This window comes from Pseudodesulfovibrio karagichevae (genome assembly GCF_041414475.1).
GTDB lineage: Bacteria > Desulfobacterota > Desulfovibrionia > Desulfovibrionales > Desulfovibrionaceae > Pseudodesulfovibrio > Pseudodesulfovibrio karagichevae.
Genome location: NZ_JBGLYH010000001.1, coordinates 75,546 through 100,155, shown reverse-complemented (window position 1 = coordinate 100,155; position 24,610 = coordinate 75,546). Strand labels below are relative to the sequence as shown.

Annotated in this window: 18 protein-coding genes; 11 read left to right on the top strand and 7 right to left on the bottom strand. The window is 62.6% G+C overall.

Annotation, left to right across the window (positions count from 1 at the left end; translation table 11 throughout):
• Positions 1-72: 72 nt before the first annotated feature.
• Both AB6M95_RS00400 and AB6M95_RS00395 read right to left on the bottom strand, forming a co-directional pair.
• The gene (locus tag AB6M95_RS00400) at positions 73-2,376 is read right to left on the bottom strand and encodes a methyl-accepting chemotaxis protein (protein ID WP_371384749.1); all 2,304 of its coding nucleotides are present in this window, start codon (positions 2,374-2,376) and stop codon (positions 73-75) included.
• 650 nt (positions 2,377-3,026) lie between these two features.
• Entirely contained in the window at positions 3,027-4,586 is a 1,560-nt protein-coding gene (locus tag AB6M95_RS00395; protein WP_371384748.1) for a sigma-54 interaction domain-containing protein, read from the bottom strand.
• 233 nt (positions 4,587-4,819) lie between these two features.
• On the opposite strand from AB6M95_RS00395, the gene AB6M95_RS00390 reads away from it, so the two are divergent.
• Positions 4,820-6,280 (top strand): sodium:solute symporter family protein, encoded by a 1,461-nt coding sequence (locus tag AB6M95_RS00390; RefSeq protein ID WP_371384747.1) that lies wholly within the window; start codon positions 4,820-4,822, stop codon positions 6,278-6,280.
• A 300-nt stretch (positions 6,281-6,580) separates the two neighbouring features.
• Here the strand turns inward: AB6M95_RS00390 and AB6M95_RS00385 are convergent, their stop codons facing one another.
• On the bottom strand, positions 6,581-7,360 hold the full coding sequence (locus tag AB6M95_RS00385) for an IclR family transcriptional regulator (protein WP_371384746.1): 780 nt from the start codon (positions 7,358-7,360) through the stop codon (positions 6,581-6,583).
• Between the two features lie 193 nt (positions 7,361-7,553).
• Between AB6M95_RS00385 and AB6M95_RS00380 the strand changes: the two genes are divergently transcribed.
• The 4 genes from AB6M95_RS00380 to AB6M95_RS00365 all read left to right on the top strand — a co-directional run bounded on the left by AB6M95_RS00380 (position 7,554) and on the right by AB6M95_RS00365 (position 14,409).
• On the top strand, positions 7,554-10,541 hold the full coding sequence (locus AB6M95_RS00380; RefSeq protein WP_371384745.1) for a molybdopterin-dependent oxidoreductase: 2,988 nt from the start codon (positions 7,554-7,556) through the stop codon (positions 10,539-10,541).
• A 1-nt stretch (position 10,542) separates the two neighbouring features.
• Positions 10,543-11,406 carry a 4Fe-4S dicluster domain-containing protein gene (locus AB6M95_RS00375; protein WP_371384744.1) on the top strand — a complete coding sequence of 288 codons (864 nt, stop codon included), beginning with the start codon at positions 10,543-10,545 and terminating at the stop codon, positions 11,404-11,406.
• A gap of 147 nt (positions 11,407-11,553) precedes the next feature.
• Entirely contained in the window at positions 11,554-12,741 is a 1,188-nt protein-coding gene (locus AB6M95_RS00370) for an MFS transporter (protein ID WP_371384743.1), read from the top strand.
• Positions 12,742-12,750: 9 nt separating this feature from the next.
• Complete coding sequence (locus tag AB6M95_RS00365; protein ID WP_371384742.1) at positions 12,751-14,409, top strand: FmdE family protein; 1,659 nt, start codon at positions 12,751-12,753, stop codon at positions 14,407-14,409.
• A 192-nt stretch (positions 14,410-14,601) separates the two neighbouring features.
• Here the strand turns inward: AB6M95_RS00365 and AB6M95_RS00360 are convergent, their stop codons facing one another.
• Positions 14,602-15,096 (bottom strand): hypothetical protein, encoded by a 495-nt coding sequence (locus AB6M95_RS00360; protein ID WP_371384741.1) that lies wholly within the window; start codon positions 15,094-15,096, stop codon positions 14,602-14,604.
• A 515-nt stretch (positions 15,097-15,611) separates the two neighbouring features.
• Between AB6M95_RS00360 and AB6M95_RS00355 the strand changes: the two genes are divergently transcribed.
• The 6 genes from AB6M95_RS00355 to AB6M95_RS00330 all read left to right on the top strand — a co-directional run bounded on the left by AB6M95_RS00355 (position 15,612) and on the right by AB6M95_RS00330 (position 21,485).
• Positions 15,612-16,901, top strand: a complete 1,290-nt coding sequence (locus tag AB6M95_RS00355; RefSeq protein WP_371384740.1) for a hypothetical protein — start codon at positions 15,612-15,614, stop codon at positions 16,899-16,901.
• A gap of 234 nt (positions 16,902-17,135) precedes the next feature.
• Complete coding sequence (locus AB6M95_RS00350; RefSeq protein ID WP_371384739.1) at positions 17,136-17,933, top strand: DUF3100 domain-containing protein; 798 nt, start codon at positions 17,136-17,138, stop codon at positions 17,931-17,933.
• 2 nt (positions 17,934-17,935) lie between these two features.
• Positions 17,936-18,382, top strand: coding sequence for a hypothetical protein (locus AB6M95_RS00345; protein ID WP_371384738.1), 447 nt, complete (start codon positions 17,936-17,938; stop codon positions 18,380-18,382).
• Entirely contained in the window at positions 18,382-19,536 is a 1,155-nt protein-coding gene (locus AB6M95_RS00340) for an amidohydrolase (protein ID WP_371384737.1), read from the top strand. The genes AB6M95_RS00345 and AB6M95_RS00340 overlap by 1 nt, the downstream gene beginning before the upstream one ends.
• A gap of 109 nt (positions 19,537-19,645) precedes the next feature.
• Complete coding sequence (locus tag AB6M95_RS00335) at positions 19,646-20,866, top strand: L-serine ammonia-lyase, iron-sulfur-dependent, subunit alpha (RefSeq protein ID WP_371384736.1); 1,221 nt, start codon at positions 19,646-19,648, stop codon at positions 20,864-20,866.
• 382 nt (positions 20,867-21,248) lie between these two features.
• A complete protein-coding gene (locus AB6M95_RS00330) occupies positions 21,249-21,485 on the top strand; it encodes a hypothetical protein (RefSeq protein WP_371384735.1) in 237 nt (78 codons plus the stop codon).
• 236 nt (positions 21,486-21,721) lie between these two features.
• Here AB6M95_RS00330 and AB6M95_RS00325 read toward each other — a convergent pair whose 3' ends face one another.
• Genes AB6M95_RS00325 through AB6M95_RS00315 form a run of 3 tightly spaced genes read right to left on the bottom strand, consistent with a single transcriptional unit; the run spans position 21,722 to position 24,524 of the window.
• Positions 21,722-22,996: a TRAP transporter large permease gene (locus AB6M95_RS00325; RefSeq protein ID WP_371384734.1), complete on the bottom strand. Its 1,275-nt coding sequence runs from the start codon at positions 22,994-22,996 to the stop codon at positions 21,722-21,724.
• Between the two features lie 9 nt (positions 22,997-23,005).
• Positions 23,006-23,488, bottom strand: coding sequence for a TRAP transporter small permease (locus AB6M95_RS00320; protein WP_371384733.1), 483 nt, complete (start codon positions 23,486-23,488; stop codon positions 23,006-23,008).
• 58 nt (positions 23,489-23,546) lie between these two features.
• Entirely contained in the window at positions 23,547-24,524 is a 978-nt protein-coding gene (locus AB6M95_RS00315) for a TRAP transporter substrate-binding protein (RefSeq protein WP_371384732.1), read from the bottom strand.
• Positions 24,525-24,610: the final 86 nt, after the last annotated feature.

The window sequence follows — 24,610 nt, the reverse complement described above, 5'->3', positions numbered from 1 at the left end:
CGCAGCATGCGGGAAGAACATGGGGGAGAGGGATGCGGCCGGCCCCCCCCCATGGAGGGCCGGCCGCACCGGCTAGTTCATGGAAACGATGATGTCGTGCAGTTGTTTGAAGGCGTCCCCGAGCTGATGCACGCTGTCGTCGGAGCGCGCCATGACCCGGTTGGTCTCCTCGGCCATGGCGCGCACCTCGGCGGCGGTCTTGGCGATCTGCTCGGTGGCGGCCGACTGCTGTTCCGTTGCCGTGGCGATGCCGGTGACCATGCCGCTGGTCACCTCGGCAAGCTCCGAGATCGCCTTGAAGGCGGAGTCCGTCTTCTGAACGTTCTGAACGCTGTTGGACACCTCGGCCTCCACATGGGTGATGGAGGCGTAGCATTGGCGCGTGTTGCCCTGGATGGCCTTGATGGCGCCGTCCACCTCGCCGGTGGCGTTGAGGGTCTTTTCCGCCAGTTTGCGCACCTCGTCGGCAACTATCGAGAAGCCGCGCCCGGCCTCGCCCGCCCGGGCCGCCTCGATGGCGGCGTTCAGAGCCAGCAGGTTGGTCTGGTCGGCGATGTCGTTGATGATCTTCATCACCTCCCCGATGGCGTCCGCCTGCTGCCCCAGCGTTTTCAGGTCCCGCTGGGTGGAGGATACGAGTTCCCTGACGGCGTGGATGGAGCTGATGGTCGCAGCGGCGACCATGACGCCGTTGTGAGCCTGCTCTCTGGTCCCGTCCGCGTTTTGCGCGGTATGGGACGCGTTGCGGGCTACCTCCTGGATGGTGGCGCTGAGTTCGTCGATGGCGGTCACGGTCTCCAGCAGACTGTCTTCCTGCTCGGATGTCAGTCTGCTGGAGTTGGTCACATCCTCCATCAAAAGCCCGATCTGTTTCTCGGTGGTCAGGGAAAGGCGTTCCGCTTCGGCGGCAGCCTCTTCGATCCGATCCTTCTGCGCCTCGATGGTCCGTTGCTGGGCTTTGATTTCGGTCACGTCGTTCCAGAAGGTGATGCCGCCGAGGACCTCTCCCTCGTCATCGCGAACCAGGACCACGTCGATGAGCATGTCAAAGGATTCGCCCCTGGGGTTGGTATAGGCGAAGGGCACCTTTTTCCGGGGCTGGCCGTCGTTGAAGACGTCCGTCAGGATGACATGGCGGCTGGGGTCGTCGAAAAAGAACCTGGCCACGGGCCAGCCCCGGAAGTCCTCGACGCGGCCGGTTCTTCCCGTGGTTCGGATCATGCTGTCGCTGCAGTTGATGACACCCAATTCCGTGTCCACCACGGCGAACGGGTTCTGAATCCCGCTCAGGATGCCCCGGAACAGTCCCATTTCCTTGCGCAGTTGCCCGATGATGCTTTCGGTCATGTTGCGCAGGCTCTGCGCCAGCACCCCGATTTCGTCGGAGCGGTCAAGGGTGAGGGTCGCCTCGAAGTCGCCCTGTTCAATGCTGCCGGCATAGGCCGCGACCCTGGAGAGGGGGCTGGTGACCAGCCACCGGGTCAGGCCGTAGAGCACCAGGGCGAGCATGAGGATCAGTCCGGCCCCGGCCCAACAGAGCTTGCGGAGGAACTCGTCGGCGCCCGCCTCTATTTCGGTTGTGGGTTTGGCCGCGGTCAGGAACCAGGCATGCAGAATGTTCGAGGCGGGGATGCCCACCCGCGCCGAGAGATAGCGGAACTCTTCGCCGGTCCCTGCCGAGGAGAAGAACTCGGTGTTCCCTTCGCTGATCTTCTGCAGGTATTGCGCATGGTTGCCGAGGTCCTTCTTCAGGATCAGGGAAGGGTCGCTGTGGGCGATGAATACGTTGCGGTCGTCGCTGAAAAAGACCTGTCCCCTTTTCCCGATGCGGCGTTTCTTGATGAACATGTCGGTGAAGTAGTCCATCTGCGGCGCGAGGATCACGGTGCCCACGTGTCTTCCATAGCGGCGCACCGGGACGGCTATGACGAAGATCGGATTGCCGCGCAACAGGCTCGGATAGACCTGGCTGATGAAATACTCCCTCCCCTCGCGCGAGGCCTTGATGAAGCTCATTTCCGTGCTGCATTTGCCGATGGTCTTGCCACCCACGGTGTCCACGAAGAAACCTCCGTCGCGGACCATGCGCGGCTCGCCGTTGACCGTGGTGTTCAGAGGTTCGCCGTTGGGTCTGTGCAGCGCCAGGGGGATGTTTTCATAGAAGCCGTATCGGTCATGGATGCTTTGCAGAAAGCGCTGCGCCTCGGCCACCTTGGACGGGTCTTCCGGATAGGAGCACGCCAAGACCACCGATTCGGTGCCGGCGATGAGCTTGGCCAAGTTCACCTGGCTGTTGATCCAGTCCGTCAGCGCCAGGGAGAGGGCCTGCAGGGTGGCCACGTTTTCCGCCCGGTCGGTCTTGAGCTCCTCCTGCACCTGATTCCTGTGCAGATAGGAGCCGAAAGCCAGGGCAAAAAGGACAAGTACGACAAGTACGCATCCTATATACCTGAACGCCAGATGGCGTGTAAAAAAGTTGTTGGATTGCATCCTCAGATAACTCCGGGTAAATATTGGTTTAGACGCCTCCCGCGGCCCATAGCATACTCTCGGCGGCGAGCCCGTCGGCCGGCCGATGTGGTCCAACCACATTACAGGGGGCTGCGCCGATTTCAGTATGCCTTTTGTCAGCCAACATACCCTTGAGGTGTCTCTCTCGACAAAAAACAACAGCTATTCCAAACAACTACAAGCGATAACCTTGAATGGAATTCAAGATGTCGCGGGTTCAATTCCCTCAGCTCCACCGCACGAAAAGGGTTCCAAGTGAATACTTGGAACCCTTTTCGTGTTTTGTGGCGGATTTCAGGAATATGTCCGCTCTGTGTCTGTCGCTTCCGACGTGACGCCGACCATGTTGCCGACCATGAAGTCCCCTTGCCTTTCACACCGCGTTTTCCCGGTACCGGGTAGCAGGCTGTGGGCCGCGAGAGGGATGGCGGGATCGCCTCCGGCTCGCATGGCCTCTGCTCAATGTGCGTTTCGGCTTGACATGGGGGCGGGCGGTTCTTGGAGACCTCGCTGCGTCAGCGGGAGCCACTCTCCGAGCTGGCCCGTTTGCGATATGCAATGCCGAGTTTGTCCATGCGGCTGCGCAGCGTGTGCGGGTTGATCTTCAGAATTTCGGCGGCGCCGCCCGGGCCGTGGATCTTGCCGTCGACGTTCTCCAGAACATAGTTGATATATTTCCGGTTGATCTCGTCCAGCGGAACGAGTTCGTCCAAAAGCTGCAAGGGCGCGGTGCGATCGGAGTTGGCCTGGGCTCCGGAACCGAGTTCCGGAAAGGTCAACGGTCCCTCGGGGTTGTTGATCATGGCCCGCTCGATCACGTTGGCGAGTTCGCGGACGTTGCCGGGCCAGCTGTACCCGAGCAAGACGTTGATTGCCCCGGGGGCAAGCGTCGGCGGCGCGATGTTCATGCTCGTCGAGCATTTTTTGATGAAGCTGTCGGTCAGCAGGGGGATGTCGCTTATCCGCTCGCGCAACGGGGGGATGATGATCGGAAAGACGCTCAACCTGTAATAGAGATCCGCCCGAAACCGGCCATCGGCAACCATGGCTTCCAGGTCGCAGTGCGTGGCCGCGATGACCCGCACGTCCACATGGCGTGTCGAAGAGCCGCCGATACGTTCGATTTCGCCGTTCTGCAGGACACGCAGCAGTTTCGCCTGTGCGCTCTGTGAGAGCTCGCCGACCTCGTCGAGAAACAGCGTGCCTCCGTCCGCGCGCTCTATGCGGCCGATATGGGTGAGGTGAGCCCCGGTGAAGGCCCCCTTTTCATGCCCGAACAGTTCGGTGTCCAGGAGACTCTCCGGGATGGCGCCGCAGTTGAGCCGGACAAACGCCCTGTCGCGGCGCGAGGATTGTTCCTGCAGCGCGGAAGCCACCACATCCTTGCCGGTGCCGGTTTCGCCGAGGATCAGCACCGGAGCGTTGGTGTTGCCCACCTGCTTGATGCGCCGGACCACATGCTGCATCCCGGCATGGGCGCCCACGATGTTCGTGGTGCTCCAGCTGCTCAGCCGCTCCTTGAGGATGCGGTTGTCCTCCATGAGCCGGTCCTTCATCTGCATGATCTCCCTGTGGTGCAAAGCGTTGGACACGGCGATGCCGAAGGTGGAATGCAGCATCTCGAAGAGCTCGGCGTGCTCCCAGGTGTAGCGGTCCGGCCCCTTCGCCAGGGCGACCACGTCGCAGATCCGCTCCTCCTCGATCTTAACCCGCATGATCATATGGGAGTATTCATGGGGGCCGAAGATGGGGACCAGGGCCTCCTGAACGAGAACGCTGATGGGGTCTTCTCTGAAGTTGTTGTATATTTTGAGATTCTCGTTCTGAAGCCACTCGGGTATGCCCCGGTACCTCTCCGGGATGGGGATGAGGATGTTCGAGGCCATCTTGAGCTTGCCGTTGGTGGTGGCGGCGATGCGCAGGGAGTTGAGGCTTCCCTCCCACAGATGGATGGACATGATATCCATGGGCATCATCGTCTGCATGAAGCGCAGGCATTTGGTCAGCGCATCCTCGATGATGAGCGAACTGGTGATGGCTTCCACGCCATTTCTGAAAAAGGTGTTCTTGTCCATTGGGGCTCCCTGTTCTGGTATTTCCCAATATCTACATTTTTTATGAAATACCACAACGAATTTCCCGTAAAATTCTGATATTTCCAATTTCTTGAAATTTCCTGAAATAATAGTTTAAATTTCAGCAAGTTGTGAATTGGCACGCCATTTGCCAAAAGCGTGACGGAACAAAGAACAATGCCCGAAGGCGAAAGCCTGCACGGCGGCAAAGGCCATATTGGGAGGTGTTTGCAATGGGAGTTGTTAGTCACTGGGGCGTCTTGCTGACAGTCCTGGCCTACGAAGTGATCGTGGTCGTGGGCATCGGAGCATTCATCAAGTCCAGGGAGCGCAAGAGCGAGGCCTGCGCGACCGGCGGATTCACCCTGGCCGGGCGCAGCCTTCCCTGGCCCGTGGTGGGGGTCACCCTGGCCCTGACCGTGCTGGGCACCCCGCATATCTTCGGCGTTCTGGAAATGACCTGGCACATCGGGGCGGTGAGCGTCTGGTTCGGGCTGGCCCACGTGGCCCTGCTGGTAGTGGCCTGCACCTCCACCGGTCTGTGGGCCCGCCGCCTGAACATCACGACCATGCCCGAGATGCTGTCGCTCATTTTCGGCGACACAGCCCGGCTGATGGTCAGTTGCGTGATGGCCGGCATGGTTTGGGGCATCCTGACCTTGGAGGCCCAGGGGTTGGGCATCATCATCTCCACCATCTCCGGCCTGCCCATTGCCCAGGGCGCCGTCATCGGCGGCATCATCGGCACCCTGTACGTGGTGCTCGCGGGCATGAAGGAGATCGGCTGGGTCAACCTCATCAACTGTTTCATCATGTATGTGGGGCTGATCCTGGCCTTCGTGTACATCTCCATGGGCATTCCCTTTGACGGGTGGGACGGCGTGGCCGCCGTCTACATGCAGCACGGCAACGAATTCATGCTCTCCACCCTGGGTACGCCCGATCTGCTGCTCACCTTCGCCCTGGGCACCGTGCTGGCCACCGTGACCTGTCACTCCGTGGCCCAGCAGCTCATCCAGCCCGCCCTGGCAGCCAAGAGCGAGGGGACCATCAAGAAAGCCCTCTGGCTGGCCGCACCCCTCAACGGCTTCTTCTGCGTCTTCGTGGTCTGCATCGGCCTGGCCGCCAAGATCGACCCCGGCGTCAGCGCCCTCGGGCCCAAGCTGGCCGGTCCGGCCATGTTCATGCGCTACCTGCCGCCGTGGCTCATCGCGCTGCTTTTCGCCACCTTCCTGGCGGCCGTGCTCTCCAGCTTTGCGGCGGCGGTGCTGGCCCCGGCCACCATCTTCACCATCGACATCTACAAGAACCTCTTCCGCCCCGACCTGTGCGAAAAGGAAGAGGCCTTCGTCACCCGCGCCGGGATCATCGTGCTCGCCGTGCTGGCCATCGTCGCGGCCGGGAACATGCCTCCCATCGTCAGCGCCATCAACTGGCTCTTCGCCTGGATCACCCCGGTGTTCTTCCTGATCATCTTCGGCCTGTTCTGGCGCCGCTCGGGAGCGGCTGCGGTCACGACCCTTCTGGTCAGCTGGATCATCAACATGCTCTGGAGCTTCACCGCGCTGCCCGTGGCCATGGGTATGGCCGACATCCCCAATGTCTACCCCACGCTGATCTCCAGCCTGGTGGTGTCCGTCGCCATGCTGTCGGTCGTGCGCACGGAGCGCGGGCTGTTCCTCAAGCGGGCTTAACCAGGAAACCAAGGAGGATATCACCATGTTGTTCTGGCACATATTTGGAGCCGTGGCCGTCTGCATCGTTGTTCTGGTCATCGGGGGGCTCGGCCTTTCCCGGATACTCGGCCGCAAATTCGCCTAACCACACAGCAAATCGGGAGACAAGGATGCTTGCCACGTATTGGATGATGATGGTCATGGGCGTGATGCTGATGTTCGGCGTCATTGGACTGGCGGGAACCATGCTCAAGGCGAAACGCCGGAAGTAGTTCGATGCGCCGTAAAACCGGACAAAGGATCTTGAAGGGGGACGGCTCAGCCCTGCCGGCCGCCCGGAGCGAAATTGCGCGTCGAGATGGCCTGCGCGGCCTCTTTGACCATGGTGATGATCTCCGGTTCGGGCCCCTGCAGATCCAGGCCGACGTCCATGGCCACCACGGCGCCGGCGGGGCGGCCGTCATAGCTGAAAAACGGGACGGCCACCGCATTGACGCCGAGTTGGGTCTCGCCGAGGTCCGTGGCGTAGCCTTTGCGGCGCACGCTCTTCAGTTCGGCCAGGAAACGGTCCGGGTCGGTGATGGTGTTGGGCGTGAAGGGAAACATTCTTTCGGAGAGAAGCCGGGCGAGTTCGTCCGGATGGACGTTGGCCAGGGTGGCCTTGGCGCCGGCCGCGGCATGCCAGGGCATGACATCGCCCAGGGCTCCGGCAAAAGACACGACGCGCAGCCCCTTGAGGGCGAAAAGCAGGATGTTCCGCATGCCGGAGAAGAGTTCGAGGGTGACGCCGCAACCGGTTTCTTCCCGAAGGCGCACCAGGTGGGGGCGGGCGCTCTCAAGCAGCGCTCCGGAACGCAGGGAATGCGTAAGGGATGCACCGAGGGCCAAGATGGCGCCCCCAAGGGAGACCCGGCTGCCGTCCAGCTCGTGACGCAGCATGCCGTATTCCACCAGGGTCTGGACCGTGCGATGCACCGTGGCCCGTTTGAGCCCCAGGGACCGGCTCAGCTCCTGGATGGTGGAAGGGCGGTTCTCGCTTTCGAAGAAGCGCAATATCTGCATTGCCTTGCCGATGGCGGTTTCTTTGCCTTCACTCATTGGTCCTCCTGTTCCAGTGGCTTCCGTGAAGGAGCGTGAGAAGTTGGTCGGAGTCGAAAGAATGTTGTCCATATAGTGGGCATATTGTTCGAATAGTGGACAAAAAACAATAAACATCTGTTGGTCGCCGGGCAACCGGCCGGTCCGGAAGCTTCCGGCGGCATATGGCCGACAAGAAACAAAGGGAGTGCGTATGCGGTATTCTCCGTCAATGGCCGAGAGCGTGGCCAAGGCGAAATTGAAGGCCGGGTTCCTGGCTCTGCCCACCGCGATCAAGGCGGCTGCAAAACGGAGCGAAGCGGTCAAGAAGCTCTTGCACAGCAAGAATTGCGTGGTTCAGATCGAACTGCGGGACAAGTCCTGGGGGCGCTGGTTCGCGTTCCAGGACGGACAGGTTACGTCCAAGAGCGGCGTGCACGCCGACCCCGACGGGACGCTGCTGTTCGACAGCGCCCGCGAGGCCGTGCGCCTGATGACCCCGTTCCCGGACTTCGACACCCGGATGCAGTTCATTCACATGGCCAAGAATTTCAAGACCGACTCGCGTGGCGACGACGAGGCGCTGATGTTCTTCTCCAAGCTGACCGCCGAGATCATCGACATCCAGTTCTCCAAGATCGGTACCCCGATGAAGGACGGCTCCATCCGGTATGTGAACAACACCAATGCGGGCCCGGTGTTCGTCTACGTGAAGGATGACAAGATCATCCGTATCACGCACATCGAATTTGATGAGACCGACGCCGACACCTGGACCATCAAGGCGCGCGGAAAGAGTTTCACTCCGCCCCGCAAGACCACGGTGACGTCCTACACCTCGGGCCTGAAGTCCACCATCTACTCGGACAAGCGGCTCCTCTACCCCATGAAGCGGGTGGACTTCGATCCCAACGGAGAGCGCAACCCCCAGAACCGGGGCATCTCCGGCTACGAGCGCATCTCCTGGGACGAGGCCGCGACGATCGTTGCCGACGAGATCAAGCGGGTCAAGAGGGTGCACGGCCCGGGAGCGATCATGAACGGCTCCGGCTCGCACCACACCTGGGGCAACCTGGGCTACTGGCTTTCCTGCCGCCGTCGCTTCTTCAACATTATCGGCTGCACCTATGTGGACCACAACCCCGACAGCTGGGAAGGCTGGTTCTGGGGCGCCGCCCACCACTGGGGCAACACCATCCGCAACGGCGCGCCGGATACGTATTCCACGGTGGAGGATCTGCTCAAGAACGCCGAGATGGTCGTGTTCTGGTCGAGCGACCCGGAGACCACCTCGGGCGTGTACGGGGCCCAGGAGGGCACCATCCGCCGCATGTGGGCCAAGGAGCTGGGCATTCCCTGCGTGCACATCGATCCGTTCTACAATCACACGGCCGCGCTGATGGGCGGCAAGTGGCTCGCGCCGCGCCCGGCCACCGGCAACGCCCTGGCCCTGGCCATCGCCTACGTCTGGATCACGGAAGACCTGTACGACAAGTGGTTCGTCGAGAACCGCACCACAGGCTTTGACCAGTGGCGCGAGTATGTGCTCGGCAACGAGGACGGCATTCCCAAGACTCCCGAGTGGCAGGAGGCCGAGTCCGCCATCCCCGCGCGCGAGGTGCGGGCCCTTGCCCGCCAATGGGGCTCCAGGCGGACCTACCTTTCCTGCGGCGGCATCCAGGGATTCGGTTCCGCCTGCCGCTGCGCCACCGGCGTGGAATGGGCACGCAGCATGGTCTACCTCATGGCCATGCAGGGCATCGGCAAACCCGGCGTCAACCTGGGCTGCCTGCAGCAGGGCACCCCGGTGGACACCCGCTTCTTCTTCCCCGGCTACTCCGAGGGCGGCCTCTCCGGCGACCTGGCGGGCACCGGCCTGATGATCAACATGTACCAGCGCATGCCGCAGCTGGTCACCATGAACACGGTCAAACAGAGCGTGCCGCGCCTGCAGATTCCCGAGGCCATCCTCAACGGCGAGACCACCGGGTACCCGACCGACCCGTCCACCATCCGCGGTCAGTTCTTCCCCATCCACTACCCCTCGCCCGGTCACTCCAAGGTCAAGCTCTACTGGAAGTACGGCGGGTCCCATTTCGGCACCATGTGCCAGACCAACCGCTACGCCGACATGTACCGCAGCCCCGAGCTGGAGTGCGTCATCAACCAGTCCATCTGGATGGAGGGCGAGGCGCAGTTCGCGGACATCATCCTGCCCGCGTGCACCAACTTCGAGCGTTGGGATATCGGCGAAACGGCCAACTGCAGCGGGTACATTCACCACAGCTTCACGCAGTGGAACCACCGCGTGATGACCATGCAGCACAAGTGCATCGAGCCGCTGGGTGAATCCAAGTCCGACTACGAGATCTTCGCCACCATCGCGGGTAAACTGGGCCTGGGAAGCTACTTCACCGAGAACAGCACCGAGCTGGACTGGTGCAAGCGCCTCTTCGACGCCACGGACCTGCCCCAGGTCATGTCCTGGAGGGAGTTCCTCAAGAAGGGATACTATGTGGTGCCCGCACCGTGCGAGGAACGCCGCGATCCGGTCTCCTGGAACTGGTTCTATGAGGGCCGCTCCAAGGACGTCCCCGAGGTCAACCCCTTGCCCGCCGATTACGCGGAGAAGTTCCGCGAAGGGCTCCAGACCCAGTCCGGAAAGATCGAATTCGTTTCGACCAGCCTGACGCAGTACGACCCCGACGACCCGGAACGGCCTCCCATGTCCAAGTACATTCCCGCCTGGGAGGGCCACCATTCCGAGGACTACAAGCGCTTTCCCCTGCAGCTGATCTCGCCGCACAACCGGTACAGCTTCCATACCATGCAGGACGGCAAGGACTCGTGGCTCAACGACATCAAGGACCACCGCGTCGAGGTGGACGGCTGGCACTACTGGATCGTCCGCCTCAACCCCGTCGACGCCAAGGCGCGCGGCATCGCCCACGGCGATCTGGTGGAGGCCTACAACGATCGCGGATCGGTCATCCTGTACGCCTACCTCACCGAGCGCGTCCCTGCGGGCACGGTGCATTCCTACGAATCGTCCGCTGTCTACGCGCCCATCGGCGAACCGGGCAAATCCCCGGATCGCGGCGGTTGCGTCAACATCCTCACGCCGAGCAGGCCCATGGTCAAGAAATCCCACTCCACGGCCAGCAACTCGTGCCTCATAGAAATCCGTAAATGGGAAGAATAACATGTCGCAATCCAATAACACCAACACTTCGCAGAAGTGGAACCTCATTGTTGATGTCGCGAAATGCGAGAATTGCAACAACTGCTACATGACCCTGCTGGACGAGTATGTGGGCAACCGGTTCCCGGGCTACAGCGAGCCCTGTCCCCGGCACGGCCACCACTGGATCCAGCTGGACACCCGGGAGCGGGGCTCCGGCTCCCTCATGGACGTGGCCTACCTGTTCACCACCTGCAACCAGTGCGACAACGCACCGTGCATGCAGGCGGCCAGGGACAAGGCCATCTACAAGCGCGCCGACGGGATCGTGATGATCGATCCCCGGAAGGCCCAGGGGCAGCGCGACCTCGTCAAGGCCTGTCCATACGGCCACATCTGGTGGAACGACGAGTTGGGCCTGCCGCAGAAGTGGTGCTGGGACGCGCATCTGCTCGACGCGGACTGGAAGGAGCCCCGTCCCGTATCGGTCTGCGCCACCGGGAGTCTCAAGGCCGTCAAATTGAGCGACTCCGAAATGAAGGGCCTTGCGGCAAAGGAGGAACTCCAGGTCCTGCATCCCGAGTACGGCACGCACCCCCGGATCTGGTACAAAAACCTCTTCCGCTACACGCAGGCCCATATTGCGGGCAGCGTGGCGCAGGTGGCCGACGAGGTCGAGGACGTCGTCGAGGGCGCCCAGGTCGCATTGACCCATGACGGCAAGGAAATCGGTTCCTGCCGGACCGACATGTTCGGCGACTTCAAGTTCGACGCCATCGAGCCGGATTCCGGCGAATATACGCTCAAGGTCTTGAGTGACGGCCGGGAAAAGGCGTTGAAGATCGTCATGGGCGCCAGCGTCAACGTGGGCGTCATCCTCCTATAAATTGTCGCTGCAATCGACCCATTGCATTCCCTACCCCACCCACAGGTCCGCTCTCTTCGGAGGGCGGGCCTCCGGGGGAGGGGGGACGGATGAGCGCATGGTTTGTCCGCAACAATAACATTTAGCCATAACATTACAGGATACGAAATGAGCAACGTAGCGAAAGGCCCTGATTCTCCGTACGCATGGTGGATGCTGGCGGTCGTGTTCTTCGTCGGTATCGCGGCCCCCATCAACCAGTTCAAGGTCCCCCCCATGATGCAGCAGCTCTGCACAAGCCTGGACATTTCCCTGTCCACGGCGGGCTGGCTCATGTCGGTCTTTTCCCTGGTGGCCATCTTCCTGGCCCTGCCCGCCGGATTCATCATCCGCAAGATTGGCATCCGTACTGCGGGAAGCATCGCCATGCTTTCCTTCGTGGTGGGGTCGGCCGTGGGCGTCTACGCCACGTCTCCGGTCATGATGCTCGTCGGCCGCGTGATCGAAGGTCTCGGCATGTGCCTCATCGCCATCGTCGGACCGGCGGCCATCTCCTACTGGTTTACCCCGGCCAAGCTCGGCACCGCCATGGGGCTCTGGGGAGCCTGGGTTCCCCTCGGCCTGGTCATCATGTTCAACGTCGCCCCGCAGATCGGCGCCGGCGACTGGCACCCGGTGTGGTGGGTCAGCACGGGCTACGCGGTCTTCGCCCTGATCCTTTTCGTGACCTGCTACCGCATGCCCAAGGGCGCGGACCGCAAGGACACGGGGCGCGAGCCTACCCTGCAGTCCATCTTCGCGAAGCTGAAGGTGCGGGACATCTGGCTGCTGGCCTTCGCTTTTCTCGCCCAGAACGTCTGCCAGATCACCATCAACTCCTTCATGCCCACGTTCATGGGAACGCACCTGGGAATGAGCCCGGCCAAGGCGGGTTTTACCGCCAGCCTGCTGATGCTCATCAGCATCGCTTCCGGCGCCCTGGCCGGTGTGTGGTCGGACAAGATCAATTCCCGCAAGAAGCCCATGCTGATCGCCCTGATTGCGCTGGCCCTGCTCATGCTCTGCCCCTTCTCGTTGCCCGCCGAATATATGACTGCCTACATGCTGACCCTCGGCGTGTTCATCGGCATCATCCCGACCTGCGTTTTCGCCGCCGGCCCCGAAATCATGGGCAAGCCCGAAGACGCGAGCATCGGCTTGAGCGTCGTTGCCGTCGGCCAGAACCTGGGCATGTTCTTCGGCCCCGGCATCTACGGCATGTTCATCGAGAATTATGGATGGACCACCGCGGGCTACCTGATCATTCCTGTCCTCGTGCTTGGCGTCATCGCCACCCTCATGATGCGAATCCGATAGTTGAGAAAAATGAATATCGAAAGCTATACGTTCGAGGAGTTCAAGGCTCTGGCCCGGAACTTCCATGGGTATGCGGCTCCCGGGCTGCTCATCGGTGGATACATGGTCGCCATGGCCAAGCGGAACATTCCGGAAGGGACGCTCTTCGAGGCCGTCGTGGAAACGACCAAGTGCTTGCCGGATGCCGTACAGCTGCTGACGCTGTGCAGCACCGGCAACAACTGGATGAAGGTGACGAATCTGGGCAGATATGCTGTCTCTCTTGGGGACAAGCATACAGGCGAGGGCGTGCGCGTCAGCATTGATCCGTCGAGGCTGGAGGACTTCCCCGAGATCCGGGACTGGTTCTTCAAACGCAGGCCCAAGAAGGACCAGGACGTCGCCCGCCTGGAGCGGGAGATCGAACAGGCCGGAGACACCATCTGCAGGATGGAGTCGGTGACGGTCAAACCCCGGTACCTGGGGCACAAGCCCATGGACGCCATCGGGGTCTGCCCGGTCTGCGGCGAGGCCTATCCCCTGTGCGACGGCCCCATCTGCCGGGGCTGCCAGGGCCAGGCCCCCTATGCCTCGACGCACTCCCCGGTGGCCGACAGCATGCCTGCGGGCTTGCGCGTGGTCCCGGTGGCCGAGGCCGTGGGGCAGGAGGCCGCCCACGACATGACGCGCATCGAACCCGGCCAGTTCAAGGGCCCGGAGTTCAAGGCGGGCCAGCGCCTGTCCATCGGCGATGTCTGCCGCCTGCAGCAGATGGGGCGCTTCCATGTGGCGGTCCGCGACCACTCGGCCACGGCCGAGGCCTCCTGGCAGGGCGTCCGGCACGAGAACGAGGTGGCCGAGTGTTTCGCCCGGGCCATGGCCGGTCCCGGTGTCGGCTACGCGCTGCCTCCCCACGAGGGCAAGATCGATTTCGCCGCCGACCGTGACGGCCTGCTCTGCGTGGACGCCGTGCGCATGGAGCGGTTCAATCTGGTGCCCGAAGTCATGGTCGCCTCGCGCCATGACGGGACAGTGGTCAAAAAGGGCAGCCGGTTCGCCGGGACCCGGGCCATCCCGCTTTTCCTGACCGAAGAGCGGATGCGGCAGGCCCTCGAGGTCCTCGGCGGTGAGCCGCTGTTTAGCGTGCTGCCGCTCAGGCAGGCCAAGGTCGGCATCCTGGTGACCGGCACCGAGGTCTTCCAGGGGATCATCGAGGACAAGTTCATCCCGGTGATCACCGCCAAGGCCGGTGCCTATTCCTGTTCCGTGGTCAAAAGCATCGTCGTTCCCGACGACAGGGAGATGATGCGGGCCGCCATTGCGGAAATCAGGGCCGCCGGTGCCGATCTCCTGGTCACCACCGGCGGCCTGTCGGTCGATTCGGACGACCTGACCCGGCAGGCATTGCTGGAGAATGGCCTGGCCGACGTCCTGCACGGCGTGCCGGTGCTGCCCGGGGCAATGAGCCTCATGGGGACGCTGCCTGCCGGGGTTGTCGGCGGCAGGGTTCAGGTCCTGGGCGTCCCGGCCTGCGCCCTGTACTTCAAGACCACGTTTCTCGACGTCATCCTGCCCAGGCTCCTGGCCGGGCGGGAAATAACCCGTGCCGAACTGGCCCGCATGGGCGAGGGCGGCTACTGCATGGCCTGCCACACCTGCACCTGGCCCAAATGCTGGTTCGGGAAATAGGAACGTGGCGACAACATTCAGTGTGTTCGCTGTATTCCATACGCTGCGAAGAACTGGAGAGGCCCCCCCGAGGCCATCGGCCTCAATACTCGGCCGCCCGCCGGGGGGGGAGAGAAAAAAGGCCCGGAAGCATGTCCTTCCGGGCCTTGTCTTGGTGGAGCGGGCGGGCGCCGGGACGCGGCGCAGACTGGATCAGTAGACCCACTTCACCTTGTAGACGGTGATGCTGGAGCTGCCCTTGTAGGTCCCGATGAGCTTGTCGCCCGAGTAGAGGGTGGCGACGCAGCCGATGACTTCGGGGCCCTGGTCACGGACCAGTTCAAACTTGATGTGCAGGTCGGCACCCTGGGGCAGCGTCATCTGGAACTTCACGCCGCAGGTCGAGGAGAACCCGCCGCCGCCCTGCATGAGATGGACGATGTAGGTCAGTTCCTCGCCAGCCGGGACCAGCTGGGAGAAGGTGGGGCTGTCGTTCTGCAGGATCTGCTGGCCGCCCCAGCTCTCGTCGGCGTTGCTGATGGTGAAGTAGCCGTTCTCAACGTTCACCAATGAGCGGTTGGGGGCGAAGTTGGTCACCTCCACCGTGACCCTGGCCGTGGGCCCGGAGGTGGGGGCGGTGATTTTTCCGACACAGCCGCAAAGCAGCGCCGCCAAAAGACATATCAGGAAAAGTCGGTGCAGTTTCATGCTTGGCTCCTTTGAATGCGGCCTCTTATAGCCGAACTCTGGGGGATGTCAAAGCGTTTGCGCCGGGGGCACCCGGCAGCGGCGCGGAAAGCGAACCGCGCCGAGACGGAAAGAACCGGAGGGAGGGATTCCCCCGGCGGGCGTCGCAATGCCCGTCGCCGGAGTCTGCCGTTCGCGGGCTTTACCCGGCGCTGTCATTGGTCCGGTCCGCTCCCCGTGGCCCTCGCCGCAAGAAACCGTTTCCGGCCATAGCTACGGAATCCGCTGCGATGCAGCGGTGTTCCGGTTGACGCAAACCGCCCGCTTAAAACACGCGCTTCCCAGCGACGCGGGGCCGCTTCCGATGCTCCGGGCAGCCGGGGCGAACCGTATTCTTCCCGACTTGCAGCCCGGCCATTGACACGGCTTGCATTTCAATGGCATTGGATAGTCAATTATGGACATCTTTAGGACGTGGCCGTAATCACCGTGTTGCCGAACGGTTCATGAAACATTTGCGTAACCGCTGGAAACTGATGAAAAAGAGACTCGCCCTTGTCGGTCCGTCCGACTCCGTGGAGATCATGCGGGAATCGATGAAACGGTTCTTTCCCGACGTGGCGTTCAAGGCCTACGTCCGGGAGCGCACCGAGGATGTCCACGAAGTTCTGGAGCAGAGCCAGAGCGAATGCGACGGCCTGCTCTTCTCCGGCATCGGCGTCCAGGAGGCGGCCAAGGCCACGGGCGTCCTGACAAAACCGTACACCCAGATCGAACGCGGCGCCTACAGCCTGATCCGCGCCTTTTCCGAAATACAGCGACGCGGCCTGTCCTTTGACCGCATCAGCATCGACGTCGTCACCCAGCAGGTGATTTCCGAGGTCATCCGCGAGTTCGGCATCCCCTTCGGCCAGGTGTACTCCATGCCCTTCACCACGCAGCACACCGAGCAGGAGTTCCTGGAGTGGCACCGCGAACTCCTGGAATCCGACAAGGTGGACCTGGCCATTTCCGGTTTCGGCTCGGTCTACCAGCAGCTGATCGGCCTGGGGTGCCCGGTGTTCCGCATGCTCCCCAGCTCCCTGCAGGTCCGCGACACCGTGGAGCACCTCCTGGGGGCCATCGCGGCCCGGGGACTGCGCTCCGCGGGCATCGCCATTCAGATCATCCGCCTGTTCCGCAACGAGGGGAACCCGATCAACCAGTATGACCGCATGCGGGATGAAGGGCTCTTCTTCCTGGAACTGCTCGATTATGTCCGCGCCATCCAGGGCAGCGTCTTCAACATCGGCAAACGCGAATACGCCATCTTTTCGACCCGGGGCGTCATCGAAAGCCCGGTGCATCTGGCCTTGTTCGGGGACATCCTGAACTGGAGCCGCAAGAACAACCTCAGGGTCTGCTCGGGCATCGGCATCGGCTCCACCGCGTTCGAGGCGGAAAAATCCGCCCGCACGGCTCTCTCCCACAGCCGGGAACGGCCTCATGGGGGCGTGTTCCTGGCCCACGACGATCAGATACGGGGCCCCCTGGGCGAGGAGGATGAGCTGCATTACCGCACCCGCATCGGGGACGACACCCTGCTGCGTATCGCCCGGGAAATCGGCGTCACCCCGAGCTACGTGGACCGCATCCGGGCCATCATGGACAAGACCGGGAAAAACACGTTCGATTCCGGAGACCTCGCCGCGTGCCTGGGGATCGGGGAGCGCAGCGCCCGGCGCGTGCTCAAGAAGCTTTTGGACAGCGGTCATGCGACGCTGGTGGGCAAGGAAAATTCGTATAGTGTCGGTCGTCCGAAAAACCTTGTTCAAATAAATATTTAGCTGCAATCGGCAGGGTATGACCATTTTCGGACATATTTATGACGTGACCTAAAATACAGGGCCGTCAACCATGGCAGACAACAGGAGGGCAGGGGAGAGAAGACAGGCAGTCGGCAACAACACCCGGATTGGGACGAGACGGTGCGCCGGCGCGGTCTGAATATTCAGGCGACGCCGGGAAACCACAGACGGTAACAGGTAAAGCGCAATCATTTCAACCATAGGAAACACTACATGTTAGACGCAATCAAAAACGTGAAGGTCCACCTGCTCGTGCTCGTGCTGGTGGCCGTATCCGAACTGGTGGGCATCATCCAATTCAACATCGGCCCCGGCAAGCTGGTCCTGCTGCCCATGCTCTACGCCGTCTTCATCGGCACCTTTCTGGGACCGAAATTCCTGAAGGTCGTCAAGGACAGGGACATGGACCATGCCAGCTGTCTGGTCGGCCTGACCCTCATGCTGCTCATGGCCCGCTACGGCACCCTCGTGGGGCCGAAGTTCTTCGAGATCCTCAAGGCCGGACCGGCCCTCATCCTGCAGGAATTCGGCAACATCGGCACCCTGGTCATCGGCATCCCCATCGCCGTGTTCCTGGGGCTGAAACGCGAATCCGTGGGCGCCGCCCACTCCATCGCCCGCGAGCCCAACGTCGCCCTGATCGGCGACATCTACGGTCTGGACTCCCCCGAGGGACGCGGTGTCATGGGCGTCTACATCTGCGGCACGGTCTTCGGCACCATCTTCTTCGGCCTGGCCGCCTCCTTCCTGAGCGTCTTGAACTGGTTCCACCCCTATGCCCTGGCCATGGCCTCGGGCGTCGGCTCGGCCAGCATGATGACCGCCACGGTCGGCAGCCTCTCGGCCATCTACCCGGACATGGCGGACAAGATCCAGGCCTTCGGCGTGGCCAGCAACACCTTGTCCGGATTGGACGGCGTGTACATGTCCATGTTCATCGCCCTGCCCCTGGCCAACAAGCTCTATAAAATCATGTACCGCATCAAGTTCGGCACCGCTCAGGAGGCTTAGTCATGAACAAGATAATCGAATCCGCAATCGTCCTGCTGATCGTCGCCGTCATCACCCTGGTGGGCAACCGCATCGGCTACGGCTTCGGCATCATCGAGGCCATGCCCGGCATGGCCGTGCTCGTGGGCGTCTGCATCCTCGGCATCCTGGCCAACAGGTACGTCTACAAGCTGCCCACGGTCCTGTACGTCATCACGTTCGGCATGATCATCACCATGCCCGGCGTCCCGGGCCACGAAGCCGTGGCCGCCTGGGTCTCCAAGGTCAACTTCCTGGCCCTGACCACCCCCATCCTGGCCTACGCGGGCATCGGCATCGGCAAGGACCTGCCCGCCCTGCAAAAGACCGGCTGGCGCATCGTCGTGGTCAGCCTGTTCGTCATGGCCGGAACGTACGTCGCTTCCGCCGGCATTGCCCAGGTCGTGCTCAAATCCCTCGGGGAGATCTAATGAATCTGAAGCCTGAAATCGCAGCGTGCTTCGATGAACTGCAAGACATGCGCAGGCACCTGCACACCTGCCCGGAGATCGGGCTGGATACGGTCGAGACCGTCGCCTTCGTGAAGGAGAAGCTCGACGGCTTTGGCATCGGTTACGAGGACATCGGCGTCAATTCCCTGCTGGCCAAGGTCGAAGGCCGCGGGCCGGGCAGGATCGTCGCCTTTCGCGGCGACATGGACGGCCTGGAGATCTCCGAGGCAACCGGGCTGCCCTATCGGTCCGAAAGGGCGGGGCGCATGCACGCCTGCGGCCACGACGGCCACACGACCACGCTGCTGGCCTTCGCCCGGTATCTGGCCGATCACCGCGACTTCGACGGCACCGTGCTCCTCCTCTTCCAGTCCGGCGAGGAGGGCTTCGGCGGCGCGCTCAAGATCATCGAGGACGGCCTGTTCGAAAAGTACGCCATCGACTGCATGTTCGGCCTGCACAACTGGCCGGGCTACGCGGCGGATCAGATCGTGGTGCACCCCGGCCCCAGCATGGCTTCGGAAGACCGCTTCGACCTGACCATCCGGGGGAAAAGCGGGCACGCCTCGGTGCCCCATCTCTGCGTGGAGCCCTTTGCGGCGGTGGCCGACTTCATCAAGGGCGCGCAGACGGTCATCCCGCGCAAGGTCTCGGCCCACGACAAGGCCGTCATCAGCATCACGCAGGTGCACGGCGGCAGCGCCTACAACATCATCCCGGACGAAGTGGTCCTGCGCGGCAACGTGCGCACCACGGACGGCGGCGTCCAGGACCTCATCGAGGAGTCCCTGGGTCGGCTGGCCGAGGGCGTGGCCGCCATGTACGGCGTGCAGACGTCCTTCGACTACCACCGGAAGCATCCGGTGCTGGCGAACTCCATGCCGGAACCGGCCGTCAGGGCCGCCGCCCGGGTCGTGGGCAAGGAGAACGTGCTCACCCACGAGCTCCCGGCCATGGGCAGCGAGGACTTCGCCTTCTACATGCAGCACACCAGGGGCTGTTTCGTGTGGGTCGGCAACGGCGCGGATTCGCCCGTGATCCACAACAGCAAATACGACTTCAACGACCAGGTCATCCTGGTGGGGGCCTCCTTCTTCGCAGAGCTCCTCGACGAGGTCATGCAGCGGTCCTGAGGCCGCCGACGGCCTCCGGCAAATCCCGCCAAACCCTAATACCCAAGGCCGCCCCGTCCCGCATTGTCCGGTGGCGGGGCGGCCTTATCCCGATCCGTACGGAGAAAGCATGGATTCCCTGAAAGAATTGTACAAAGTGGGCAACGGTCCCTCCAGCAGCCATACCATGGGACCGCAGAAAGCGGCCAAGGCCTTCATGCAACGCACGCCCGACGCCGTCCGCTACCGGGTGACCCTGCTCGGCAGCCTGGCGGCCACGGGCAGGGGGCACCTCACGGACTGGATCATCGAGCGGACGCTGGGGCTCGAGCGGACGGAAGTCCTCTGGAAACCGGAAGAGGTGCGCGCCTTCCATACCAACGGCATGGTCTTCGAGGCCCTGGACGGGCAGGGCGCCGTCGTGGAGACATGGGAAGTGTTCAGCGTGGGCGGCGGGACCATCGCCGAGGCCGACGCGCCGAATCGCGGGGCGGCTTCCCTGTACCCGCACACCACGCTGGCCGCCATCATGGGCTACTGCAAGGCCAACGGCATGGAGTTGTGGCAGTACGTCGAGGAACAGGAAGGCCCGGAACTGTGGCCGTTTCTGCGGGACATCTGGCAGGCCATGCTGGATTCCATTGCGCGCGGCCTCGAATGCACGGGGGTCCTGCCCGGCGCACTGCGCTATCCGCGCAAGGCCAATACGTTTTTCAAGAAGGCGAGGACCCAGTCCGGGCATCTGCGCAGCGTGGGCAAGACCTTTGCCTATGCCCTGGCCGTTTCCGAGGAGAACGCCTCTGGCGGAAAGGTCGTGACCGCCCCCACCTGCGGCTCGGCCGGGCTGATCCCCGCAGTGCTGCGCTCCCTGCAGGAGGACTACGGCCTGGAGGAGCGGGAGATACTGCGCGCCCTGGCCGTGGGCGGCCTGATCGGCAATCTGGTCAAGGAAAACGCCTCCATCTCCGGGGCCGAGGTCGGCTGCCAGGGGGAGATCGGCACGGCCTGCGCCATGGCCGGGGCCATCGCCGCCTATCTGTTCGGCGGCTCGCTCATGCAGATCGACTACGCGGCCGAGATGTCCCTGGAGCACCACCTGGGCATGACCTGCGATCCCGTGGGGGGCTATGTCCAGGTCCCCTGCATCGAGCGCAACGCCGTCTCGGCCATCCGGGCGATCAACGCCGCCGAGTACGCCCTCTTCACGGACGGCGAACACCGCATCAGCTTCGACCAGGTGGTCCAGACCATGGGAGAAACCGGCCGCGACCTGAAGTGCGGCTATCGCGAAACCTCCATGGCGGGCCTGGCGAAACACGGCCTCACGGACGCCTCCGGCAAGGGGTGCTAGCGGGAGGCCTGTTTTCTCAAGCCTGGACGCCTGGGCGCTCACACTCCTTGGGAAGTCCATCGGCGTGAACCGCAAGAGGACGGCGAAGGGCAATTCCCTCCGGCTCCACCATCGGAAGGCACAAAGGCCCGGAAGTTCGCTTCCGGGTCTTTTCTCGCGGGGGTAACAAAAAAATAAACAAATTAAATCGGGGGGATTGTCGGGGTTGACGAATTGGCCTACCTTGACAGGGACTCTCCACATGGAGAAGTAAGTGGACAGGATGGAGCCATTCAGCGTGTTGCGGACCCTGGTCGGGAAGCCGCTGCAACGGCTGCCCGGTACAGCCGGACGTCGGCCCGGGATCGACCGTGGAACACCCGCAGATCAACGAGGACAGGATATGAACGGCGAACAGGAACAGGTCAAAACGATTTTCATGGGCTACCACCCCCGGACGCATGACGGCAGTTCTCCGCAGTCACGGCCGTTGGGCGACTCCATTGCCATAAAGGACGCCTTCAACAAAAGGCAGGAAGAGGGAAACCTCCGGGCCGAGGTTGTCGAGATCGCCTATAGCGATCTCTGCGCCGTCGCCGTCGTGGATACGGCAATCGGCAAAGTCTGGCAGTACCTCTGATCCCCCCGAGTCCCTTCAAATCATCCCGGCAGCGGTCCCCCGCCTGCACGCTTGCCCCGTCCACGACGGCTTGAACGAGGGGCAGGCCCGGGCCGCTTCCGTCGGCGTCGCGGGCCGACGGCCCCCCCATAGCGCTTTTCCAATCGCCGGAAACGGGTAGGCCCCGCAGCAATTCCTGGTGCTGCGGGGCCTGGTCGTTATGCCTGCGTCTGATCGGGCAGGATGACGTTACGTCCTTATTGCAACAGGTTCGGAAGGAAGGTGATGATCGGCGGGCAGAAGGTCATCAGCAGCAGGGCCCCGAGCAGGGCGGCCAGGTAGGGCACCGAGGCCCGCATGACCTTTTCCAACGGGACCTTGGTGATGGCGCTGGCCACGAAGAGGTCCAGGCCCACCGGCGGCGTGATGCAGCCGATGGCCAGGTTGACGACCATCAGGACGCCGAAGAACAGCGGGTCGATGCCCAGCTTGGTTGCGACCGGCAGGAAGATCGGGGTCAGGATGACCACCGCCGCCGAGGCGTTGATGAGCGTGCCGATGAAGAGCAGCAGCAGGTTCATCATGATCAGGAACATGGCCGGCGAGTTGGTCAGGGAGACGATGTACTCGCCGATGTGGTGCGGGATCTCCAGGTTGGTCAGCATCCAGCCGAAGACCTTGGCCGCGCCGACGATGAACATGATCATGGTCGTGCCCATGACCGCCTGGAAGATGATCCTGGGGAAGTCCCTGAGGGTCAGTTCCCTGTAGATGAAGAACCCGACGAAGATGCCGTAGACCGCGGCCACTGCCGCCGCCTCGGTCGGGGTGAAGATGCCGCCGTAGATGCCGCCGATGATGATCACCGGGGTCATCAGGGCCCAGAAGGAGTCCTTGAACGCCTTGAGCAGGTTGACGAAGGAGAAGGACCCTTCGGCGGGGATGCCTTCCTTCTTGGCGATGAAGTAGCTGACCACGCACATGGTCAGCCCCATGAGCAGGCCGGGGACCAGGCCGCCGACGAACAGGTCGCCGATGGAGGACCCGGCGATGACGCCGTAGACCACCAGGGTGATGGACGGCGGGATGACGATGCCGACCGTGCCCCCCGAGGCGACGATGCCCGTGGCCAGTTCGCGGCGGTATCCCTTCTTCTCCATCTCGTCGACCATGGTCGAACCGATGGCCGCCGTGGTGGCGGCCGAGGAGCCGGAGATGGCCGCGAAGAACATGCCCGAGACCGCCACGACCTGCGCCAGCCCGCCGGTGAAGGAACCGACCAGGGCCTGGGAGAAGTTGACGAGCCGCTTGGTCACGCCGCCTGCGGACATGAACGAGCCCGCGAGCATGAAGAAGGGCACGGCCATGAACGAGAACGAGTCGATGCCCGAGTACATGACCTGGGTGATCATGACCTGCGGCATGTGCATGTAGTGATAGAGAATGACGGAAACCGAGAGGCCCAGGGCGTAGGCCACGGGCACTCCCAGGAACGTCAGGCCGAGAAAAGTACAGAGCAGAACAAGTTCCATGACGTCCTCCTAAGCCCGGTGTTCCCGGATTTTCTTGATGATCTTCACGGTGTCCTTGAACAGGTAGAGGAGCATCAGGAACGCGCTGATGGGAATGATGGAGTAGACGATACTCATCGAAATCCCGAGACCGGGGGCCGTCTGGAAGGTCATGACCGAGGTCATCTTGGCCCCCTGGACTAGCAGGAGCAGGGTGAAGGCGTAGCTGCACAGGTTGACGAACACCTCCAGCGCCAGCCCGGCGGCCGTGCCCTCCAGCTTGGAGGGCAGGAGCTGCACCGCGAGGTGCCCGCTCTCGCCCATGATCAGGGCGGAGCCGAGGAAGACGACCCAGACGAAGAGGAATCTGGCCAGCTCCTCGGTCCACTCGAAGGTGGTGCCGAAGATGTAGCGGTTGACGACCTGCATGAAGATCAGGCCGAGCATGACGGTCATGGACGCCACGGATATCCAGTAAAGGACCGAGCGCAATTTGTTGAACAACGCATCCATCGGGAAAACCTCCTGTGAAACGGGGCCGGAGAACGGCTCCGGCCCCGTCCCGATATGACTACTTGCGCAGCGCGTTGATCTTGTCGATGTTGTCCTGGCCCACGATCGGCGCGAATTCCTCGTACACCGGCCTGGTGGCTTCCATGAACACGTTGCGGTCGACCTCGGTGATCTTGATCTTGCCGGTCTCGGCGATGAGCTTCCAGTATTCCGCGTCCTTGTCAGCGGACAGCTTGCGCTGCCAGTCGATGGCTTCCCTGGCGGCGTCCTTGAGGATCTGCTGCTGCTCGGGGGTCAGCCTGGACCAGCTCATCATGGACATGACCAGCGGTTCCGGGGAGTAGGCGTGGGCGGTCAGGGAGGCGTATTTCTGGACCTCGAAGAACCGCTTGGTCCAGATGTGGGCGCTGGGGTTCTCCTGGCCGTCCACGGTGCCCTGCTGCATGGCGGAGTAGAGCTCGCCGAAGGCCATGGGGGTCGGGGAGGCGCCCAGCGACTTCATCATGGCGATGAAGATCTTGTTGGTCATGACGCGGATCTTGAGGCCCTTCATGTCGGCCGGGGTCTTGACCTCGCGCACGTTGTTGGTCAGGTGGCGGATGCCGTTCTCCATGTAGCCGAGCAGCTTGATGCCCTTGGGCTCCAGGGCCTTGCCGAGGTCCATGCCCACGGAGTCGAGGGAGCGGTAGGCGTGGGCGCGGTCCTGGAAGAGGAACGGCAGGTCGAAGATGGAAATCTGCGGCTGGAACTGGCCCAGAACGGCGGTTCCGACCAGGGCCATGTCCACGGTGCCGAAGATCAACCCCTCGATGAGGTCCTTCTGGCCGCCGAGCTGGGAGGAGGGGAAGACCTTGACGACGATGTCGCCGCCGGATTTCTCCTTGACCAGTTCGGCGAATTTCTCGGCGCCCTGGCCGTAGGGGTGGACGGGCTCGGCGATGTGGCCGAGCTTGAGCACGACCTGTCCGGCAAAAGCGGGAACGGAAAGGGCAACAGCCAACATGATCGCGCAGGCGATCGTCACGATACGTCTCATACATCCTCCTGCCAAAGGCAGTCTTAAGGTTAGAATGGAGTGCAACCCATCTGACTCGGTAGGATGTGCGTATGATAAAAACGGGA

Bases quoted from the DNA above. Each gene is read 5' to 3' on its own strand.
- AB6M95_RS00395 (WP_371384748.1), bottom strand. From the start codon at position 4,586: ATGGACAAGAACACCTTTTTCAGAAATGGCGTGGAAGCCATCACCAGT.
- AB6M95_RS00375 (WP_371384744.1), top strand. From the start codon at position 10,543: ATGTCGCAATCCAATAACACCAACACTTCGCAGAAGTGGAACCTCATT.
- AB6M95_RS00330 (WP_371384735.1), top strand. From the start codon at position 21,249: ATGAACGGCGAACAGGAACAGGTCAAAACGATTTTCATGGGCTACCAC.
- AB6M95_RS00320 (WP_371384733.1), bottom strand. From the start codon at position 23,488: ATGGATGCGTTGTTCAACAAATTGCGCTCGGTCCTTTACTGGATATCC.
- AB6M95_RS00380 (WP_371384745.1), top strand. From the start codon at position 7,554: ATGCGGTATTCTCCGTCAATGGCCGAGAGCGTGGCCAAGGCGAAATTG.
- AB6M95_RS00370 (WP_371384743.1), top strand. From the start codon at position 11,554: ATGAGCAACGTAGCGAAAGGCCCTGATTCTCCGTACGCATGGTGGATG.
- AB6M95_RS00365 (WP_371384742.1), top strand. From the start codon at position 12,751: ATGAATATCGAAAGCTATACGTTCGAGGAGTTCAAGGCTCTGGCCCGG.
- AB6M95_RS00315 (WP_371384732.1), bottom strand. From the start codon at position 24,524: ATGAGACGTATCGTGACGATCGCCTGCGCGATCATGTTGGCTGTTGCC.
- AB6M95_RS00390 (WP_371384747.1), top strand. From the start codon at position 4,820: ATGGGAGTTGTTAGTCACTGGGGCGTCTTGCTGACAGTCCTGGCCTAC.
- AB6M95_RS00340 (WP_371384737.1), top strand. From the start codon at position 18,382: ATGAATCTGAAGCCTGAAATCGCAGCGTGCTTCGATGAACTGCAAGAC.
- AB6M95_RS00360 (WP_371384741.1), bottom strand. From the start codon at position 15,096: ATGAAACTGCACCGACTTTTCCTGATATGTCTTTTGGCGGCGCTGCTT.
- AB6M95_RS00355 (WP_371384740.1), top strand. From the start codon at position 15,612: ATGAAAAAGAGACTCGCCCTTGTCGGTCCGTCCGACTCCGTGGAGATC.
- AB6M95_RS00345 (WP_371384738.1), top strand. From the start codon at position 17,936: ATGAACAAGATAATCGAATCCGCAATCGTCCTGCTGATCGTCGCCGTC.
- AB6M95_RS00385 (WP_371384746.1), bottom strand. From the start codon at position 7,360: ATGAGTGAAGGCAAAGAAACCGCCATCGGCAAGGCAATGCAGATATTG.
- AB6M95_RS00350 (WP_371384739.1), top strand. From the start codon at position 17,136: ATGTTAGACGCAATCAAAAACGTGAAGGTCCACCTGCTCGTGCTCGTG.
- AB6M95_RS00325 (WP_371384734.1), bottom strand. From the start codon at position 22,996: ATGGAACTTGTTCTGCTCTGTACTTTTCTCGGCCTGACGTTCCTGGGA.
- AB6M95_RS00335 (WP_371384736.1), top strand. From the start codon at position 19,646: ATGGATTCCCTGAAAGAATTGTACAAAGTGGGCAACGGTCCCTCCAGC.